This window comes from Pleurocapsa sp. FMAR1 (assembly GCF_963665995.1).
Classification (GTDB): Bacteria; Cyanobacteriota; Cyanobacteriia; order Cyanobacteriales; family Xenococcaceae; genus Waterburya.
Map to the genome: position 1 here is coordinate 2,797,119 of NZ_OY762512.1, position 18,439 is coordinate 2,815,557.

The 18,439-nt window shown below is 40.2% G+C and carries 20 protein-coding genes and 1 pseudogene; 13 read left to right on the plus strand and 8 right to left on the minus strand.

All coding sequences use genetic code 11. From position 1 onward, the window contains the following. Positions 1 to 267: 267 nt before the first annotated feature. Positions 268 to 528, plus strand: a complete 261-nt coding sequence (locus SLP02_RS13525; RefSeq protein WP_319421177.1) for a SemiSWEET transporter — start codon at positions 268 to 270, stop codon at positions 526 to 528. A 113-nt stretch (positions 529 to 641) separates the two neighbouring features. Then, complete coding sequence (locus tag SLP02_RS13530) at positions 642 to 1,577, plus strand: NAD(P)H-dependent glycerol-3-phosphate dehydrogenase (protein ID WP_319421178.1); 936 nt, start codon at positions 642 to 644, stop codon at positions 1,575 to 1,577. Between the two features lie 93 nt (positions 1,578 to 1,670). On the opposite strand, the gene SLP02_RS13535 is transcribed toward SLP02_RS13530, so the two are convergent. Both SLP02_RS13535 and SLP02_RS13540 read right to left on the minus strand, forming a co-directional pair. Continuing rightward, entirely contained in the window at positions 1,671 to 3,011 is a 1,341-nt protein-coding gene (locus SLP02_RS13535) for a pentapeptide repeat-containing protein (RefSeq protein WP_319421179.1), read from the minus strand. Further along, on the minus strand, positions 3,011 to 3,388 hold the full coding sequence (locus tag SLP02_RS13540; RefSeq protein WP_319421180.1) for an EAL domain-containing protein: 378 nt from the start codon (positions 3,386 to 3,388) through the stop codon (positions 3,011 to 3,013). The genes SLP02_RS13535 and SLP02_RS13540 overlap by 1 nt, the downstream gene beginning before the upstream one ends. A 59-nt stretch (positions 3,389 to 3,447) precedes the next feature. Between SLP02_RS13540 and SLP02_RS13545 the strand changes: the two genes are divergently transcribed. The 4 genes from SLP02_RS13545 to SLP02_RS13560 all read left to right on the plus strand — a co-directional run bounded on the left by SLP02_RS13545 (position 3,448) and on the right by SLP02_RS13560 (position 8,650). Continuing rightward, positions 3,448 to 3,912, plus strand: a complete 465-nt coding sequence (locus SLP02_RS13545) for a MarR family winged helix-turn-helix transcriptional regulator (protein ID WP_319421181.1) — start codon at positions 3,448 to 3,450, stop codon at positions 3,910 to 3,912. Between the two features lie 155 nt (positions 3,913 to 4,067). After that, a complete protein-coding gene (locus SLP02_RS13550; protein WP_319421182.1) occupies positions 4,068 to 5,453 on the plus strand; it encodes an HlyD family secretion protein in 1,386 nt (461 codons plus the stop codon). Beyond that, the gene (locus tag SLP02_RS13555) at positions 5,440 to 7,029 is read left to right on the plus strand and encodes a DHA2 family efflux MFS transporter permease subunit (RefSeq protein WP_319421183.1); all 1,590 of its coding nucleotides are present in this window, start codon (positions 5,440 to 5,442) and stop codon (positions 7,027 to 7,029) included. Before SLP02_RS13550 ends, SLP02_RS13555 begins: the two co-directional genes overlap by 14 nt. Positions 7,030 to 7,069: 40 nt before the next feature. Next, entirely contained in the window at positions 7,070 to 8,650 is a 1,581-nt protein-coding gene (locus SLP02_RS13560) for an MDR family MFS transporter (RefSeq protein WP_319421184.1), read from the plus strand. Positions 8,651 to 8,754: 104 nt separating this feature from the next. Here the strand turns inward: SLP02_RS13560 and SLP02_RS13565 are convergent, their stop codons facing one another. Further along, positions 8,755 to 8,991 carry a hypothetical protein gene (locus tag SLP02_RS13565; protein ID WP_319421185.1) on the minus strand — a complete coding sequence of 79 codons (237 nt, stop codon included), beginning with the start codon at positions 8,989 to 8,991 and terminating at the stop codon, positions 8,755 to 8,757. 128 nt (positions 8,992 to 9,119) lie between these two features. Further along, on the minus strand, positions 9,120 to 9,755 hold the full coding sequence (locus SLP02_RS13570; RefSeq protein WP_319421186.1) for a hypothetical protein: 636 nt from the start codon (positions 9,753 to 9,755) through the stop codon (positions 9,120 to 9,122). A 180-nt stretch (positions 9,756 to 9,935) separates the two neighbouring features. Here SLP02_RS13570 and SLP02_RS13575 point away from each other — a divergent pair. Next, a pseudogene (locus tag SLP02_RS13575) lies at positions 9,936 to 10,887 on the plus strand (IS630 family transposase). Between the two features lie 222 nt (positions 10,888 to 11,109). Beyond that, positions 11,110 to 11,484: a PAS domain-containing protein gene (locus SLP02_RS13585; RefSeq protein WP_319421187.1), complete on the plus strand. Its 375-nt coding sequence runs from the start codon at positions 11,110 to 11,112 to the stop codon at positions 11,482 to 11,484. Positions 11,485 to 11,547: 63 nt separating this feature from the next. Here the strand turns inward: SLP02_RS13585 and SLP02_RS13590 are convergent, their stop codons facing one another. From SLP02_RS13590 to SLP02_RS13605, 4 genes are all read right to left on the minus strand, one after another. After that, positions 11,548 to 11,799: a hypothetical protein gene (locus SLP02_RS13590; RefSeq protein WP_319421188.1), complete on the minus strand. Its 252-nt coding sequence runs from the start codon at positions 11,797 to 11,799 to the stop codon at positions 11,548 to 11,550. A gap of 25 nt (positions 11,800 to 11,824) precedes the next feature. Continuing rightward, complete coding sequence (locus SLP02_RS13595; RefSeq protein ID WP_319421189.1) at positions 11,825 to 12,229, minus strand: Hpt domain-containing protein; 405 nt, start codon at positions 12,227 to 12,229, stop codon at positions 11,825 to 11,827. A 99-nt stretch (positions 12,230 to 12,328) separates the two neighbouring features. Then, positions 12,329 to 12,568: a winged helix-turn-helix domain-containing protein gene (locus tag SLP02_RS13600; protein WP_319421190.1), complete on the minus strand. Its 240-nt coding sequence runs from the start codon at positions 12,566 to 12,568 to the stop codon at positions 12,329 to 12,331. 43 nt (positions 12,569 to 12,611) lie between these two features. Continuing rightward, a complete protein-coding gene (locus SLP02_RS13605) occupies positions 12,612 to 12,881 on the minus strand; it encodes a response regulator transcription factor (RefSeq protein ID WP_319421191.1) in 270 nt (89 codons plus the stop codon). A 2,347-nt stretch (positions 12,882 to 15,228) separates the two neighbouring features. Here SLP02_RS13605 and SLP02_RS13610 point away from each other — a divergent pair. From SLP02_RS13610 to SLP02_RS26690, 5 genes are all read left to right on the plus strand, one after another. After that, entirely contained in the window at positions 15,229 to 15,684 is a 456-nt protein-coding gene (locus SLP02_RS13610; RefSeq protein ID WP_319423683.1) for a reverse transcriptase N-terminal domain-containing protein, read from the plus strand. Continuing rightward, positions 15,645 to 15,788: a hypothetical protein gene (locus SLP02_RS13615; protein ID WP_319423684.1), complete on the plus strand. Its 144-nt coding sequence runs from the start codon at positions 15,645 to 15,647 to the stop codon at positions 15,786 to 15,788. The genes SLP02_RS13610 and SLP02_RS13615 overlap by 40 nt, the downstream gene beginning before the upstream one ends. Then, positions 15,785 to 16,879 (plus strand): group II intron reverse transcriptase, encoded by a 1,095-nt coding sequence (locus SLP02_RS13620; protein ID WP_319421192.1) that lies wholly within the window; start codon positions 15,785 to 15,787, stop codon positions 16,877 to 16,879. The genes SLP02_RS13615 and SLP02_RS13620 overlap by 4 nt, the downstream gene beginning before the upstream one ends. A 202-nt stretch (positions 16,880 to 17,081) precedes the next feature. Continuing rightward, positions 17,082 to 17,783 carry an RNA-guided endonuclease InsQ/TnpB family protein gene (locus SLP02_RS13625; RefSeq protein WP_319423685.1) on the plus strand — a complete coding sequence of 234 codons (702 nt, stop codon included), beginning with the start codon at positions 17,082 to 17,084 and terminating at the stop codon, positions 17,781 to 17,783. A gap of 66 nt (positions 17,784 to 17,849) precedes the next feature. Beyond that, positions 17,850 to 18,098: a zinc ribbon domain-containing protein gene (locus SLP02_RS26690; RefSeq protein ID WP_413467192.1), complete on the plus strand. Its 249-nt coding sequence runs from the start codon at positions 17,850 to 17,852 to the stop codon at positions 18,096 to 18,098. Positions 18,099 to 18,439: the final 341 nt, after the last annotated feature.

Consider the following 18,439-nt stretch of genomic DNA (forward strand, 5'->3'; position numbering starts at 1 on the left):
AATGCGCTATAGATTTAGACTATTTGTGAATCTTATTGGCTTGCTTTTCTCGCCTCAGTTATCACATCTATCTCTATACATAGTGCAAGTTAATCGTAAGTCTTAGGTAGTGTAGTTTTCCGAACCTTAGGATGGCGGTTGAAGTATAAAGGATGATGGATAAATAGTAACTGGTAGCAGTCAATATCAATAAAATGCTTGAATCTCCTTACTATTTATTATCATTGAGAAGGCATTTATTTAAAGAGAAGAGTGAAATATTTTTATATGGAATTTCCATTTATGACTTACGTGGGTCTTTTGGCAGGTATTTTAACTACTATTTCTTTTCTGCCACAGGCAGTTCGCGCCTGGAAGACTAAATCTACTAAAGACATCTCTCTGGCAATGTTTCTTTCTTTTTGTCTTGGGGTTGTACTATGGGTAATTTATGGTTTTTATACTCAAAATCTGCCTGTGTTTCTAGCCAATTTCGTCACTTTTATTCTGGCGTTTTCAATTTTGGTTTGCAAATTAAAGTATGGGTAAATGGCAATAATGATTTGTATTTCCTATATCAGCAAAATAAACGGCAGGATCTCTTTTAAAGTATTAACAAAGAAGAAATTAAAAATACTATTGTTGAAATTGTATCCATAAATATGTCATCTAATATTGTCGCCATTTTAGGCACAGGAGTATGGGGTTCAGCTTTGGGTGCGATCGCCAAAAGCAATAGCCATGATGTCCATTTTTGGTCTCATCGTGGTGATGTGACCTTAGAATCAGTAGTGAAGGATGCAGATATTATTGTTTCTGCGGTTTCCATGAAGGGAGTCATTCCCACTATTGGCAAACTGCGATCGCTCAACCTGCCTACAGATAAAATTATCGTTACCGCTACTAAGGGATTAGACCCTGAAACTACCCGTACCCCTTCCCAGATTTGGCAAACAGCTTTCCCAGATCATTCTGTAGTAGTATTGTCTGGTCCTAATCTTTCTAAGGAAATAGCCAAAGGTTTACCTGCTGCCACAGTGGTAGCCAGCAATGATTTAGCTGCTGCTGAGAGAGTACAAGAGATTTATTCTTCAGATACCTTTAGGGTTTATGTGAATGAAGATCCCATCGGCACAGAATTGGGAGGAACGCTGAAAAATGTAATTGCGATCGCCTCTGGTGTTTGTGATGGCATGGAGTTAGGCACAAACGCTAAAGCAGCTTTACTTACCCGCGCCTTACCTGAAATGATTCGCATCGGCATCCACTTGGGTGCATCGGCAGAAACCTTTTTTGGTTTATCTGGTTTAGGAGATTTAATGGCTACCTGTGATAGTTCATTATCTCGAAATTACCAAGTAGGCTATGGGCTTTCTCACGGCAAACCTTTAGAGGAAATTTTGGCAGACTTAGAAGGCACAGCAGAAGGAGTAAATACAGCAAATGTACTGGTTAAAATAGCCGATTTAGAAGCGATCGCCGTCCCCATTGCCCGACAGGTACACCGACTCTTACGGGCTAAAATAACCCCCGAAGAAGCGATTCAAGCACTAATGGAAAGGGATCTCAAACCAGAATTTTGCGATTTGGATTTCTAAATGTTGAACCATTAAAAATGTAATTTTTCTAGCAATTAAGTCCGCTACAATTGCGCTTGGCAGTTTAATTTAACCGTTTAGTTAAACTTTATATTACTTATTAGTGTCTTCTTCTTGGTAGATTGTGCCGTCAGGCATAGTTGCTCCATAAAACATACTGGACTTGCCATATAGCTTTTCTAAGTTGGGAAGCGTCGCATTTAATAGATTTGCTTTATATAAATTGGCACGACTTAATTGTGAGTTGCTAAGATTTGCTCCCTGCAAATTAGCTCCTTGTAAATTCGCGCCCTGTAGATTTGCATAGCTAAGATTGGCATCCTGTAAATTTATCCGCGATAAGTTTGCGCCAGATAAATTCGCTTTCGATAAGTTTGCTTCATTTAGTGATGTCATAAAAAATCTAACATTCTTTAAATTAGTTTTGCTCAAATTAGCTTTTACTAAAGATACTTGAATTAGTTCTGCTTGACTAAAATCTAGTCCACTTAAATCTAATCCATCTAAGTTTTCTCCATCGATAATCTTACCTCTCAAATCTGCGTCTCTCAAACTTACCTTGTTTAGATCGAGAGGATATTTTCCTACTCGAACCATTCCCGCTTGTACTGGATCAAACTTCGCTGGAAAAACTGTATCTCGATAAAACCCAGTTTCCTTTTCTAAAGCTCCAATCTTTCTGTACTTTGCTTTCTCCAAATTAGCTCCAGCTAAATTAGCGTTATTTAAATAACCCGAACTCAAATCTCCATAGGACAAATTAGCTCCAGCCAAATTAGCGTTATTTAAATAACCCGAACTCAAGTCTCCATAGGATAAATTAGCTCCAGCCAAATTAGCATTATTTAAATAACCCGAACCCAAGTCTACATGAGATAAATTAGCATTGCTTAGGTTTGCTTTTGACAATGTAACGTTCGATAAATCAAAGTTTTCTAAATTAACTCCCTGCAAATTAGCTCCTTGTAGATTAACTCCCAGCAAATTGACTCTCTCTAAATTAGCATCCCTGAGATTTGCTTCTTGTAATTCAACGTTTCTCAAATTAGCTTCACTTAGATTAGCATTACTTAAATTCGCTCCTTTCAAAGAAGCTGATAAATTTATTTGACAACTAGTAGGTGGCCCAATGTAACCATTTTGTCCAGCACCAGTATTCATATCATACCAACCTAATTCAGCTTGACTTAGATTGGCTTGTTGTAAGTTAGCACCATCTAAATTGGCTTTCACTAATTTAGATGGTGCTAAATTCGCGCCAGCTAAATCTGCACCAGCTAAATTAGCATCTCCTAAGCGACAGCCTATACACTTATTAGTCTTAAGTAATCGCTTCAGATGCCTTGGATTGGTAGTTTGTTTACTTGTACAATCTAAACATCCTGAAAGAAAAGTAAGGATAAAAATCGCAGCAATCAAAGGTTTAAGCTTCATTAGTTTAATTGTCTTAACTTGAACTGGCGTTGATTAGCCAAATTTTCCACCATAAACTGCCAAGCAGCTTTTTTGTCTAAGGGTTTGGCGTAAAAATATCCTTGGGCAAATTTACAACCCCAAGCTTTTAATTGTCCCTGTTCAATTGTTTTTACTCTTTCAGCCACAACATTAAAACCCAAATTGTGAGCCAAGTCTAATGTTGCTTTAACGATAGTGCAAGCTTGGTTTTTCTCGTTTAGACGACTAACAAGGAAACGGTCTATCTTTAAAGTATCTACAGGAAAGCGATCTGAATAGCTAAAGGAGGTAATTACTTCTGATTTTAATCTCTCACTCACCATAGTTATCAGCTTTTCTCCTATACAGCTAATCAACTTGCAAAAGTTGCCTAAAATATCTACAATAATATTACGTACCCTAAGTATTTTGCCAAATGCCTACTAAGTCTGCTGATTTAAGTCCTCAACAATATCGAAAAATTCTAGCTCCATGCAGTATCGGCTATCGTATTAAACTGCTATCTCAGCTTTCAGCTCGTAATTTTAATGAACTATTAGAACCTTGGGATTTGACTCCTTTTCACTGGGTAGTTCTGTGTTGTCTTTGGTCAGAAGATGGTTTGGCTACTTCAGCAATTGGGGAGAAATTACAACAGGTAGGAGGAACTCTTACAGGGGTTTTAGACCGTATGGAAGAAAGGAAATTAATTCGCCGTGAACGCGATCGCGCCGATCGACGCATGGTCAGAATCTGGCTAACAGATACGGGTAAAGAACTCGAAACAGTTTTGCCTCCAATCGTTCTAGGCTTGCAAGAACGTATTATGACGGGTTTTTCAGCCAGCGAACAAGAGCAGTTTTCCCAACTAGTCGATCGCGCGATCGCTAATATGTCATGAAATTATATGTAGGTTATAATCGACAAATTAAAATTTAGCTTTAGAAAAATAAGTATTAAGCATGGTCTTGCAAAACTTAATACTACGCATACGAAATAAAAGACTACTTATTAAATACCTGAGCATATTGAAATTAAATAAAGGAAATAAGAATCATGAAAACTTTAAACGGTAGAACATCAGATCGAGATCGAGATCGAGACATACAGGTCAAGGATCAAACTTTGGTTGAAAAACCAATATTAGACAAGCCACAAGACAATCGCGAGCCAGAACAAGATGCTCCTCAAAAACCGCGTAAAAAACTACCAAAAGGATTAGTTTGGGTAGTAGTAGGAATTGGCGCGATCGCAGCAGGTGTGTTTGGCTATCGCTGGTGGCACTATGCTTCTACCCACGCAACTACTGATGATGCCTACATTGCAGGTCATGTACACCCAATCAGCAGCCGTATTGCTGGGACAGTAACTGACGTAGAAGTCAACGATAACCAGGAAGTCAAAAAAGGAGAATTGCTAGTCAAGCTCGACAAGAGCGATCTTCAAGTCGCGGTAGCAAAAGCAGAAGCAGCATTATTAACCGCCCAAGGTCAGGCTAAAGCAGCACAGGCAAATATTGCTCTAGCATCAGATACTACTGATGCTAAATCGGCTCAGGCTAAGGGAGACATTAGCGATGCTACTGCCAATATTTCTACAGCTAAAGCCGCAGTGTCTGGAGCCAAAGCAGGTATCGCTTCAGCGCAGGCTCAAGTAGCCCAAGCCGATGCCGATTTAAATAATGCCCAAAAAGATTACAATCGCTATTCCACTCTGTATAAAGAAGGAGCAGTTACCCTTCAACGGTTAGATAATGCACAAGCAACTTATAAAGTAGCTCTGGCTAAAAAGAATGCAGCCGATCAGGGAGTAGACCAAGCTCAGGCACAGTTGGAACAGGCTCAACAGACGGTAAATAGTGCTAACGCCAAACTGGCTTCTACAAAAAGCCAACTACAACAAGTTTCGGCAAGCGGTCAACAAATTGAAGCTAATCGCGCCCAGTATGCTGCTGCTCAAGCCGATATTGCCCAAGCTAAAGCCACTCTTGAAAATGCACGTTTGCAACTTTCCTATGCCAATATTACCGCTCCAACTGGGGGTAAAGTTGGTAATAAAACAGTAGAAGTAGGACAAAGAGTCCAGCAAGGAACACCATTGATGGCAGTTGTCGGGGACGATTATTGGGTCACGGCTAACTTTAAAGAAACCCAACTGGGAGAAATGAAGCCAGGAGAAAAGGTAGAAGTCAAAATTGATGCTTTTGACGGTCGCACTTTTATGGGGAAGGTCAATAGCATTGCCCCAGGTTCGGGAGCGCAATTTGCTTTACTACCTCCCGATAATGCTACGGGTAACTTTACTAAAGTAGTACAGCGTATTCCTGTAAAAATTGTTCTCGATCCTCAAAGTATTAAAGGTTACGAGTCGCGGATCAGCCCTGGTATGTCGGCAGTCGTTCATGTAGATTTACCACAGCACAATGACAATGACTCAAATTAATAAATCCCAAAACTTCGTTACCGATCGCTTGGATACCAATTTTCTCAAGTGGGCGATCGCGATTACCGTCGCTTTAGGAGCAATCCTCGAAGTCATTGATACTAGTATCGTTAATGTTGCCTTACCCGATATTCAGGCTAATTTGGGAGCGACAATTACCGAAATCGGCTGGGTGGTTACTGGTTACGCGATCGCCAATGTAATTGTTATTCCTTTAACTGCCTGGTTAGGGGAACAGTTTGGTCAAAAACGCTACTTTATCTTTTCTCTGGTTGGTTTTACCATTTCTTCGGTGCTGTGCGGATTTGCTCCTACTTTGCCATTTTTAATAATTTCGCGCATTCTTCAAGGACTTTGTGGCGGAGGCTTACTAGCCAAAGCTCAGGCGATTTTATTTCAGACTTTTCCTCCCGAAGAACAAGGGACTGCTCAAGGAGTGTTTGGCATGGGGGTAATCGTCGGACCAGCCATTGGTCCTACTTTAGGAGGTTATTTAACTGATAGCGTCGGCTGGCGATGGATTTTCTTTGTCAATATTCCGAAAGGAATATTAGCCGTAATTATGTGTTGGCTGTTTCTGCCAACCGATTCCAAGGCAACACAGCATTCTAGTAGAAAAGTCGATTGGTTGGGAATTAGTTTATTGGCGATCGCCGTTGGTAGCCTGCAAACTTTTTTAGAAGAAGGAGAACGGGACGATTGGTTTAATTCTAGCTTCATTTTTACTCTAGGAATTGTAGCTGTGTTAGTGCTGGGATTGTTTATCTGGCGAGAACTGACCGCTAAACGTCCCGCAGTAGATCTAAAAGTTCTGCGTCATCGTTCTTTAGCTGCTGGCAGCCTCTATTCGGCAATTTTGGGGATGGGGCTTTATGGCACGTTGTTCGCCGTACCAATTTTCGCGCAAAACGTGCTGCACTTTACCGCCATGCAAACGGGGATGCTGTTGTTTCCTGGAGCTTTAGCAGCAGGAATTATGATGCCTATTTTGGGTAAGGTGACGAGCAAAATCGACTCTAGACTACTAATTGCTAGTGGTGCAATTATTACCAGCTTGGTCATGTTTCAACTGGCAAAAATTAATTCCAATACGGGGACAGAAGCATTGTTTTACCCTTTACTTTGGCGAGGAGTCGGCACAGTGTTAATGTTTTTACCTTTAAGTTTAGCTACCATCGGTTCACTGCCCAAAAGCGATATCCCCGCAGGATCTGGTTTTTACAATCTCACCCGTCAATTAGGAGGAAGCATTGGTATTGCAATCCTCTCTACTCTTTTAGCCCGACGAGAAGCTTTTCATCGCGCTATTTTAAGCAGCGATGTAAGCCTTTATAATTCAGCAACCAATCAACGTCTTGATGCTTTAACTGGTGCGTTTCAAGGTCGCGGTATGGATGCCCATACTGCCCATCAACAGGCTTTAGCAGTCATTTCCCAGACGCTCGATCTTCAGTCGTCGATTTTGTCTTTTGAAGACATTTTTAAAATCGTCGGTATTGTTTTTATTTGTACCTTGCCTTTGCTGTTGCTTCTTGGTAAAGGAAACAAAAAAGCGAGTGTGTCTGGAGTCGATTAATTTTACTTCCTCATTCTTCATCTTTCATCTTTTTAAAAAAATGTCTCAAACAACTCAAGTCAAACAACGGCAACAAGAAGATACAGTCAGCTTCAAAACTTGGATCGGTGTCATCGGTGCCATGTTAGGCGCATTTATGGCGGTGCTAGACATTCAAATTACCAACTCGTCGTTACAAGACATTCAGGGAGCTTTAGCAGCAACTTTAGACGAAGGTTCTTGGATTTCTACGGCTTACCTGATCGCCGAAATTGTGGTAGTTCCAATTTCAGGCTGGCTGTCGCAAGTATTTTCAGTACGTCGCTATCTTTTAGTTAACGTTACTTTGTTTATCTGCTTTTCCTTTGCTTGCGCCCAGGCAACTAGCCTGGGGATAATGATTGGTCTTCGTGCCTGTCAAGGGTTTACGGGGGGCGTTTTAATTCCTATGGCACTGACTATTGTTTTGACTTTTTTACCCAAATCAAAACAATCTATTGGCATGGCAATGTTTGCTGTAACTGCCACTTTTGCGCCTTCGATTGGACCAGCTATTGGCGGCTGGCTGACGGATAATTTGGGCTGGGAATATATCTTCTATCTCAATATAATTCCTGGGATAATTATGTTTGCAGCGATCGCCTATGCCATTCCTCCTAAACCAATGCAGCTTCATCAACTTAAGAGGGGCGATTGGTGGGGCATCCTCAGCATGGCAATCGGTTTGGGTTCTTTAACCGTATTTTTAGAAGAAGGTAATCGCAAAGATTGGTTTGGTTCGGAGTTGGTTACCCGTTGCGCTATCTTTGCCGTAATTTTTATCGCTATTTTCTTGTGGATTGAGCTTACTCGTCGTCAACCTTTTATCAATCTACGTCTGCTGCTACGACGTAACTTTGGGATCGGTAGTATTGCGGGAATGGGTTTGGGACTAGGTTTATACGGCTCAGTTTATATTTTGCCTTTATATTTAGCTCAGATTCAAGACTATACGGCATTGCAAATTGGGGAAGTAATTATGTGGTCGGGTTTGCCCCAGCTAGTATTAATTCCATTTGTGCCGAAATTAATGCAGCGTTTTGATGTTAGGTTGATCGCTGCCGTCGGATTTAGTATTTTTGCCGTAAGCTGTTTCATGAACTCCAACATGAGCAGCCAGACGGATATTACCCAGCTAAAGTGGTCGCAGCTAGTCAGGGCATTGGGTCAACCGTTGATGATCGTACCTCTAACCACAATTGCTACGGGCAATATTGAACCAGAACAGGCTGGTTCGGCTTCTGGCTTGTTTAACGTAATGCGTAACTTAGGTGGCTCATTTGGCATTGCTACCTTGTCTACTATACTCTCACGACGAGAGCAGTTTCATTCTAATCGCATCGGCAATGCTGTTTCTTTGTATGCTCCCCAAACTCAACAACGACTCAATGAGTTAACCCAAAACTTTATCAGTAAAGGTAGCGATGCAGTAACGGCAAACCAGCAGGCGATCGCCGCGATCGATAATATTGTCCGCCAACAGGCTAATGTAATGGCTTACAACGATTGTTTTTATCTAATGGGGTTTGCCATTCTGATTTGCGGTTTGGCTTTGGTTTTTTGTAAGAAAGTTAAGGCTGGTGGTAATGCTGCTGCACATTAAAGCTTTGTATAGAAACTAATCGAGATCCGAGCGATCGCAATTATTTATAAACACTTATACAATTTATATCCAAAGCAAATAGACCAATCGAATCATCAAGCTATTCAAAATGGAATATCGTTACATTTCTGGATACCCTCTTTTGCCAAATGTTCAATAATATAATTTGGCGTATTGGAATTATTAGCCACTTGTTGACGAATCATTCTGTCTTTATCGAAAGCTAATTTGCTGAGAATAGTTACAGTAGCACTAGGGTTGTCAGCAATAAAATATCGAACTCTCGTGTTATCACTAGCTGCACATATTTCCATCAAGTCAAGGGAACTATTATTATCCATTGATTGATTTATTGCTTCTTAAGGATATTGAACGTTTACGAATAGTTTAAACAAAGATTAACTATCAATTAGAAGTTAACCCTTCAAACAGCCGTTTCTATGCCTAGTCTGCTGCACATTAAATTATTTTATTCTGACTGACAGCTTTGCTCCATTAATGAAGCTGCATTCTCATCATTAGCTATTTTTCGGATTTTTGCTGACTCGATATGTATAGGATGGAAGGGTGGCTCTGAGAAGATTTTCGGGTTTACTTGCCGAAGAGTATAGCAGCCGACAAAAGTGTCTTTTGAACCGTTTGTATTAGTTACAGAGAGCGTAACTGGTACAGTCGTGAACACGGAGCCAGCCGCACCTTCACCTCTAATTTTGCCTGTTGTCAGCTTTACTTGAGCCGTATTACTATAGCCTGCTGCAAATTGTGGATATGCAGGCGGTTGGGATTGAGCATCAGTACCTTTTTGCCCCCAATAAGAATAAGCACGCACGTATTCTTGACGGTTAATCGCGTTGTAATAAGACTTGAGAACCTCTATTGGAGTACTGCGATCGTCGAGGTATGGCTGCTGATTGTTTTGTGCTATTTGTTGCTCTTTGGAAGGAATATTTTTTGCTTGTGATGCTTGACTTACTCTATGTGTGGAGATTGCAATTCCTTGATCGCTAGTCACCGCGTTATGATTACACCCAATTAGAGCTATTGTCAGAATTAAATACGTCCATAACGCTGCCACACTGCCAAATCTCAATCGTTTTGCTTTCATAGTCGGCATATATTAATTGCAATATTTATGATAGCCATAAACTGCATCTAGTTTGAAGTGCGGAAATGCTTGGGTTTCCCAAGCTGTCTTGCAACAGTACGTGCGGACAAGTATAGCAATACGTGGCTAGGTTAGGACAAAATTAGCTAAAATAAAAGCGCTCGCCAAAACCGAAAAATAATGCCTGCTCCCTATAGCTACGATTTAAGAAAAAAAGCCGTAGATGCCTGTTCTAGAGGTGAAAAGAAGAGAACTATTTGTCGATTGATGAAAATAAGCCGTAACACCTTAGACCTATGGCTGAAAAGAGAACAAGAAACAGGAGACTTTAAAGCGGTCGCCGAGCGTCCCACCAGAGAAGAGCGAAAAATTCAGGATTTAGAGAGATTCAAACAGTTTGTTAAACAACATAAAGATAAGACACAACAGCAAATGGCAGATTTGTGGGGAGAGAATCTTACCCAGCAAAATATTAGTGATGGAATTAAAAAGTTAGGCATAACCAGAAAAAAAGCGGTCAGACCCCGCGTCGCCGACAGGCGCAAGACAAAGGGCTTGCCCGCATGTACGCTGACCAAGACAAACTTACGGGTATCAAGAAACAGATGAAGAGAAAAGAAAAGAATTTCAAGAGCAACTAAAACATCAACAGGCAAATAACCTAGTTTATGTGGATGAAGCAGGATTCGATAACCGAGACGATTATCCCTATGGTTATAGCCCCAAAGGAGAAAGATGTTAGGCACTCAAATCTGGTAAAAGAAATGAGAGAGTAAGTTGGATTGCTGCATTCAAAGAAGGAAAAGTGTTTGCTCCGTTAACTTTTGAAGGGTCATGTAATCGAGATTTATTTGAGACATGGCTTAAAGAAAGTTTGATTCCTCAACTTCAACCTGGAAATATCATTATTATTGATAATGCTACTTTTCATAAAGGACAAAGTATTCAAGAAATAGTAGAAGAAGCAGGGTGCCAGATTTGGTATTTGCCCTCTTATTCTGCCGATCTAAACAAGATAGAGCGTTGGTGGTCGGTTCTCAAAACTTGGATGAAGCAGAGAGTTAAAGAATTTGAGACTGTTAGAGAATGTGTTGATACAGCTTTCAAAAAATGTCCTAACGTATATGCGTAATGCTATATCGAAGGGCGATCGCCATGAACAAGCCGCCTGAAAGTTATGGTCGTTGCCATCAGTTTATCGCCAATGTGCGGTGGCATACACTGATACAGGGTCTGCTTATACAATAGTTTTTCCTCCTACGCTACAGTTAAGAATATTACCGAATATTTTGAGCTTAACAGACAAGCATACAAACTATATTTTCTAGAGCGATCGCACCCTAGCATCAGCAAAATGGATTTAGATTACGAATATATAAATGAACGGTTCAAAACTTTAATTACCAATATTCCAGGCGCAATATACCGTTGTGCTAACGATGCTGACTGGACGATGGAGTTCTTGAGTGATGAAATTACGACGATCTCAGGTTATCGAGGTGCCGACTTTATTCAAAATCAAAGTCAGACTATAAAAAGCATTATTTACCCAGAAGATCGCGATCGAGTTATTCGAGAAGTAACAGAGGCGATCGCCGTTCGTCAACCCTATACAATTGAGTATCGGATTATTCGCTCAGATGGGGAAATTAGCTGGATAAACGATCGAGGGCAAGGAATATTTGATCGAGATGGCAAACTTCTTTGGTTAGATGGAATTATCTTATAAGAGAATCAACCTCAAACAAATACTCGTCTTATAGATGCGAATAGGTAGAAGTTTAACGAGGAACTAAAATTTATGATCGACAATCATTATCTTAACTTTAGCCCCAGAACATTGTAGCAGTTGAGTTGCAGATGCGATCGCCTGAGTTGGATTCATCGGCTGCACTAACAATGTGTGTTCGCCACCACGCAATATTTTCAGACGATTAGCAAAGTCTTTGTTGGTGCTAAATAAAAATGTCTTGGGGAGTATCACCACAATTGGTAACGAGGGCATTTGCTGGTGAAATTCAGCTAGTAAATCTAGACTATCCATCGGGCTATCTTGGGTTGTTTTGCTTCTAATCTGAAATATTTTGAGCAAAACAATCGCAGGTTGGTCGCGTTGAATTATTTCTTGTGCTTGTGATGCAGTTGTAGCGATGCCTTCGGCTAGCTTCGCGATCGTTATCCATAATTAATAACAAGGGAGAACTATCTAAAACCGAATTAGAACTAAAATCGTAACGGTCGAATTTATCTCTCAAGTTGCAAACCAATTCATTGAAAGGCTCGATTTGTTCTGGCTGGGGAAAAGTCTCAGCATCGAGAAAAGCTTCTAGTTCACTTGCTAGCTTTGAGCCATCGGCAAAACCCAAACTACCTAAAGAACCTGCTAATTTATGGGCTGTTAAGTTTGCTGACTGTTTTGATTCTCGATCAAGATCATTTTTACGGGACGCGATCTCCGTCTTTTCTAAAACCACTAAGCGATCGCTTAGTGGTTTTAGAAAAGACGGAGATCGCGCTTCGGAATTGGATACAGACTCAGTTGGTTGTTGGGCTTTATTAGATAGTGGCTTAAGTCAATAACCTATCCCGTAAACCGTTTCCATTAAATCTTTAGCTGCACCAGCCCCTTTTAACTTTTGACGCAGTGTTTTAATATGCGTTCTAACTGCTTCCTCAGTCGGCGGTTCTTCAAAAGTCCAGAGGTTTTCCATAATTCCCTTAAGACTAAAAACGCGGTTATGGTTGCGTAGAAATAGCTCTAGCAAAGCATAATCTTTTGCCGTTAAATTGAGAGATTTCTCATCATCAATCACCTCTAAACTATTAAGATTGAGACTTAAATTACCCTACCTTAATCTAATGGATTCGCACCGTAAGCTCGTTAAAATTGAATGGTTTGACTAGATAATCATCAGCCCCAGCATTGAAACCTTTGACAGTATCCGTGCTGCGATTGCGAGTAGTTAACATGAGAACGGGCATACTGTAATCGCGATCGCGAAGTTTTTTACACAGGCTGATGCCATCAATTTTTGGCAGCATTACATCTAAAACCACCAAATCGTAGCTAAAAAGCTCGATATATTCCCATGCTTCTTCACCATCTAAAGACAATATCCAACGCATATCTTTGAGCGATAAAATGCCTAGACAGTGCATCTAACAACACTTCATCATCGCCCACTAATAAAAGTCTCATTTAAGTTTTGGGAATCGCTTGAAGTCTTTGTTCTATCTATCGACCATTTATAAGTCGTTGAAACCATATTACTAAGCTCATCACCAACTATAAGCTGATTTCAAGCGATCGCTTTTAAGACCATCAAGCGATAAAATTAATTATTTTAACGAGCGAAGCTACAAGCTTGGGTTAAAGTAGCTGCGGACAAGTCCTTACTCTTTTCTATCTTTTATAGAAAGTGAAAACCCACGCGGTTCACCCGTGGGATGGAAAAACCAATCGCTTAATATACGCAATTTACATCGAAGCCGTGTTTGTGGTACGATTATCGTCGCTCTGGGTTTAAAGCCTTGCCCTATAAGGGCAGCTTTGCTGTGTGTGCTTATAGCTTATAGCCAGAATCACCCGTCATTCATGCGGGTAAGCAGTCAAATCATGAAACAGTGCAACCCGTTAAGGTCAAAGGTAATACATATTACCGTCAACCTTGTGAGATAACATCTCATAACTTTTTATTTTATAGAGGTTAAATTCCTCTCTACCGAACCCAAGGTATGAATCCGTCTACCCAGGTTTTGCTAATTGGTAACTAGCATCTCTCGGTGCATGGGTAGAAATGCAGCCCTGCCAAAAGTCGTCTTTAGGTATCCTGCTAGGGAAGATACATACGGTTAACGTACAGTTAATCCACTCACCTTGTCGTAAAGATGGTATGGACGCAAAGCGACTGAAAATATAGAGCTTTCAACTCTATATCCAAGATTTTGGTCAAAGAAGCACTTCAGACTTTAAACGTACAGTGCAGACTAATTGAAGGATGAAGCGTTCGCCAGAAAGAAATGTCAAATAGACTACATTAAAGTGTTTCGTGAATGTGTAAGGGTGTCTGACACGGCATATTGTGGAAACCTAAGTGTATCGAGAAATAGAAAAAAAGGAACAGGGAAACCCAATATGTCTCCAGATAAGAGAATAAAATTTGCCCTCATTGAACCTAGTTAAAGGAAGAAAGTTTATCGCTATTTGCGTACTTGTTTCATACTTCGTTTAACTCAAATTTCCAAGAGGTGCGTCGAGAAGCTGGATAACTTGCTTTTATTAATCATAATAGCAACATCTGAACTCTGTGAGCGACAAAACAAAGATAAATCTCAAAACAATGGTAGGCAACCAGCCACAAGATATATTGGAATAGGATGTCCTAAAAAGCCAATGCCTTATCCCTGAACGGACAGGGGAAGGGGAAACCCAAGGATATGCCTACGTAGGATGGTTAATGCGTAGGATACGACTTAGTAACATCTAAAATGCCCAATACGCAGATGCGTACAGAAGGCTTTAAAACTGACACTTCCAAGGCGGTCAAGCGTGGGATTATAAGGGTGAAAACAGCGTTAAACAATCCAAGTCCGAAGACTGGTAACGGTCAAAGACACCATATACATGGCGCATACCAGGAGCTAGATGAGTTGGAAACTCTCACGTCTGGTTTTGAAGTAGAGGTGAGGTATCAGAAATGAACCCATCGACTATAACACTGCGCGGATTCAAGTACAGATTTTACGTGCGGTTCGTTAGTGTCACCAATCTTAACCGCTGAAGTACACTGCACGCAGGCAATTGCGTCATTAGGAAAGCTCTAATTTTAAAAAAAAAGAGCGATACCGAGACAACTTACTCATCATGGTAGTGAGGAGCATTCCAAGTCTACCCCTCTAGAAATAAGAGTGAAAGCATCATATCCAACTTTAGAAACTGATAATGTCTAATGTTGAAGCGATATGAAAACCACCCAAACTAGTAGCCAAAACTGGTGCAAGTGGGAGCAACTGAATATGGATAACGAAAGTGAATTCTTGGTAATTCTTTGTAATGTATAACCTGGGGAATGGCTTATATCCAGGGAGCGAAATAAGCTCAAGGTGGGCACAGTAAAGGATACTGGGCAGTGAAACGCAGTACATATTTAACTCTCGCGCCCCCGAAGAAGAGAGGAATCCTAAACTCAGGAAACAATGGTAAGTAGGAACGAATCAAAGGATGGGAAGGTTCTCTGTAAACAGAGTAGTTATCCGCAAAGAAACCACCCAATCTAGGGATTGTGGAATAAGCCAAAGCCTATCTGTAATAGATATGGATATGCTGACAGCCACACTGCTGTATGGGATGTTCATTTTCTGATTAAAAGTTAATAAATCCAATATGGAGATTACATCAAAGTCGGAATGGAATAACTAGGATGAAATCGACTTTAATCCAGTCGATTCCAGCATATTTAAGCTTCAAAAGAGAATCTACAGAGCATCATTAACCGAGGACTATAAGTTAGTTCACAAGCTTCAAAAGTTAATGGTTAAATCCTGGTATGGAAAACTACTAGCTGTAAGGAAAGTAGCTCAGGAAAATAAAGGTAAGAAAACTGCTGGAGTAGATGGGATTAAGTCTATTTCTCCTAGTAAGAGGCTTGCACTTGTTGACCAGCTTGCTATAGACGGTATTGCAAATCCAACTAGAAGGGTTTGGATTCCTAAACCTGGAAAGAAAGAAATGCGACCGCTAGGCATACCAACCATGCTAGATAGATCCAAACAGTCCCTTCTCAAGCTGGCAATCGAGCCAGAATGGGAAGCAAAGTTTTTGAAGGCAAATGAGTTGGCTTCAGACCAGGTAGGTCGTGTCACGATGCAATCAAAGCTATTAAAGATAGTATCAAGACCAAATCTAAATTTGTTCTTGATGCAGATATAGCCAGTTGTTTTGACAAAATCAAACATGACACTCTTCTAAATAAACTAAACACTCTTCCAAAGTTCAAAAGTCAACTACTCCTGATTTTAACCAGGAGTAGTTGACTTTAGTAAATGGTCAGAAAGAAAAGGATACAACCAAACACAAGCTGGAACTCCACAAGGCGGGGCGATATTCGCCATTATTGGCGAATATCGCCCTACACGGGCTGGAAAACAAGCTAAAAGGACTAGTAGTAACTCTACCCAATAGATATCCAAATGGGGAAAATATGCGTAAGAAAGACAAAGCATTCTCTTTGTCCGTAATACGTTATGCTGACGATTTCGTCATCTTACATAAAAATATCGAAACAGTTCTTAAGTGTAAGGAAGTAATAGAAGAGTGGCTTCAAAATTTTGACCTAGAATTAAAGCCAAGTAAAACCAGAATTGCCCATACTCGTGATGAATATAATGGTGAAAAACCTGGATTTGATTTTCTTGGATTTCACATTCAACACCATAAATTAGGTAAACATCATTCAGGAAAGGACACCAAAGGTAATAGACTTGGATTTAAGACTATCATTGAACCTCAGAAAGAAAAAATCCAACTACATTACAGAAAACTGGATGAATGTATGAACAAAATGAGTTCATTCAAACAATCGGAACTTATTGGTAAACTCATCCCTATTATTAGAGGATGGTGTAATTATCAAAGTCCTTGGAACTCATCTAACGCATTTAGAAAGTTAACTAACTTAATGTGGAATAGATTATGGAGATGGGGTAAACGTCTTCATCCAAATAAAGGTAGAAAATGGATTGCCAGGAAATACTGGGATCTAAAAGATAAAGGATGGAGATTTACATTCAAATCAAAAGACTTTTCTTACGCCCTACCAAAACACTCTGACTTCAGTTGTGGAAAGATGTGGGTCAAAGTACAAAATACTAGAAGCCCCTTTGATGGCGATGAAACTTATTGGAGTAAAAGGATGGGAGATAAATATCTAACATCCGACCCACAAAAATCCAGGCTAATTAAAAAGCAGAAGGGTAAATGTGGTCATTGTGGATTAAACTTCCACCCAGAAGATTTGACTGAAAAACACCATATTCAAGAAAAATCAAAAGGTGGCAACAATTCAGATAAGAACCTAGTTCTAATACATCTACATTGTCATGATAAAGTTCACGGTAAAAGATGATGGTACAAATTATGGTACTAGCCATACACTGAGGAGCGGTATGAAGGGAAACTTTCACGTACCGTTTTGGAGGGAAGTAGGGAAAGGCAACTTTCCTTACTCACCTAACTCAACTTCAGTGCAGCGATTAGAGCTAGCGCAAACGTTTGGCACAGCCTGCTTTGCAGGCAAGCGTCGCTAGACGCGACTTGAGCCTTCGGCTCTGTCCAGATTCGTATACAACTGGGCATTAGCTTTAAGAACCAATAGTTACTACCAAGATAACGTATCTCTTAGCTATACAGATACTTCTAATGCTCTAACTAAATTAAAGAAAGATCCAGAAAAACCTTGGTTAAAACAAGTTTCAGCAGTCCCATCACAGCAAGGACTAAGGCATCTAAATACTGCATTCATCAACTTTTTCGCTGGTAGAAACAAGTATCCTAGATTTAAAAAGAAGAACAGTCGGCAGTCATGTCATTACGCACCAAATGCTTTTAAATGGGAAAAAGACGCATTAACTTTAGCTAAAATGCCTCAACAGTTGAAAATCAAATGGAGCAGATATTTTACTGGTGAGCCTAAATCTGTAACTATTTCTAAAGATTCAAGTAATAGATATTTTGTCTCTTTCTTAGTTGAAGAAGAATTAGAACAGTGGCAAACAACAGTAGGTAAAATCGGTGTTGACTTGGGCGTAAAAGATGTGATGGTGACTAGCACGGGCTTTGCTTCTGGCAATCCTAAATGCCACCAAAAATATCAGACTAGATTAAAGACGTTACAGCGCAGACTAGCAAAGAAAAAGAAAGGTTCAAATAACAGGTATAAAGCAAGGCTAAAAGTAGCGAAACTACACGCTAAAATAGCCGATTGCCGTAAAGACTGTCTTGGTGCGCGAAAACCAAGCTATCTATACTGAGACGTTAGCTGTAAAAAACATGATGGCGAATCATAAACTCGCCAAGATCATAGCAAGCCCTCCAGCGTGCGTGGATGGGGCGAAGCATTACGTCAATTCCAGTACAAATGTAAATGGCATGACCGCGTACTTGGAGCAATAGATAGATGGTTTCCATCTTCTAAACGCTGCAATCCTTGCGGTCATATTTTAGATAAGCTACCTTTAGATGTTAGAGAGTGGGTATATCCTAGCTGTAAAAACCTCAACTTGAGGGATAAAAACGCAGCAATAATGTGCGATTCGTTCAGTCGAAACCTAATAATAGGGGAATGACTGGCATCTGTTAAGTAACCAGTAATGGTAGAGTTCGCACTTTAATCCTTAACAGATGACAACTTCATAATCATATAAGTGAGTGAGAGTACCCTAGAAATCACAAGTCTTATTACCCCAGTACTGGGTTAAAAACATATTCCCCAGGTTCGAGACTAGCCATCAACGCCTGAAGCGGGAATAAAAGCGGAAAGAAGAGGTAAACCTAATACCAAATCCCGTTATTAAAATCTCTAAGAATAGCGAAAGCAAAGAACTGTAAAAAAACTGCCGTTACTGCGAACCAGTGAAAATAGGTTGACACACTGGGAGTACCAAAAGGTCATAGGGTCATATTTATA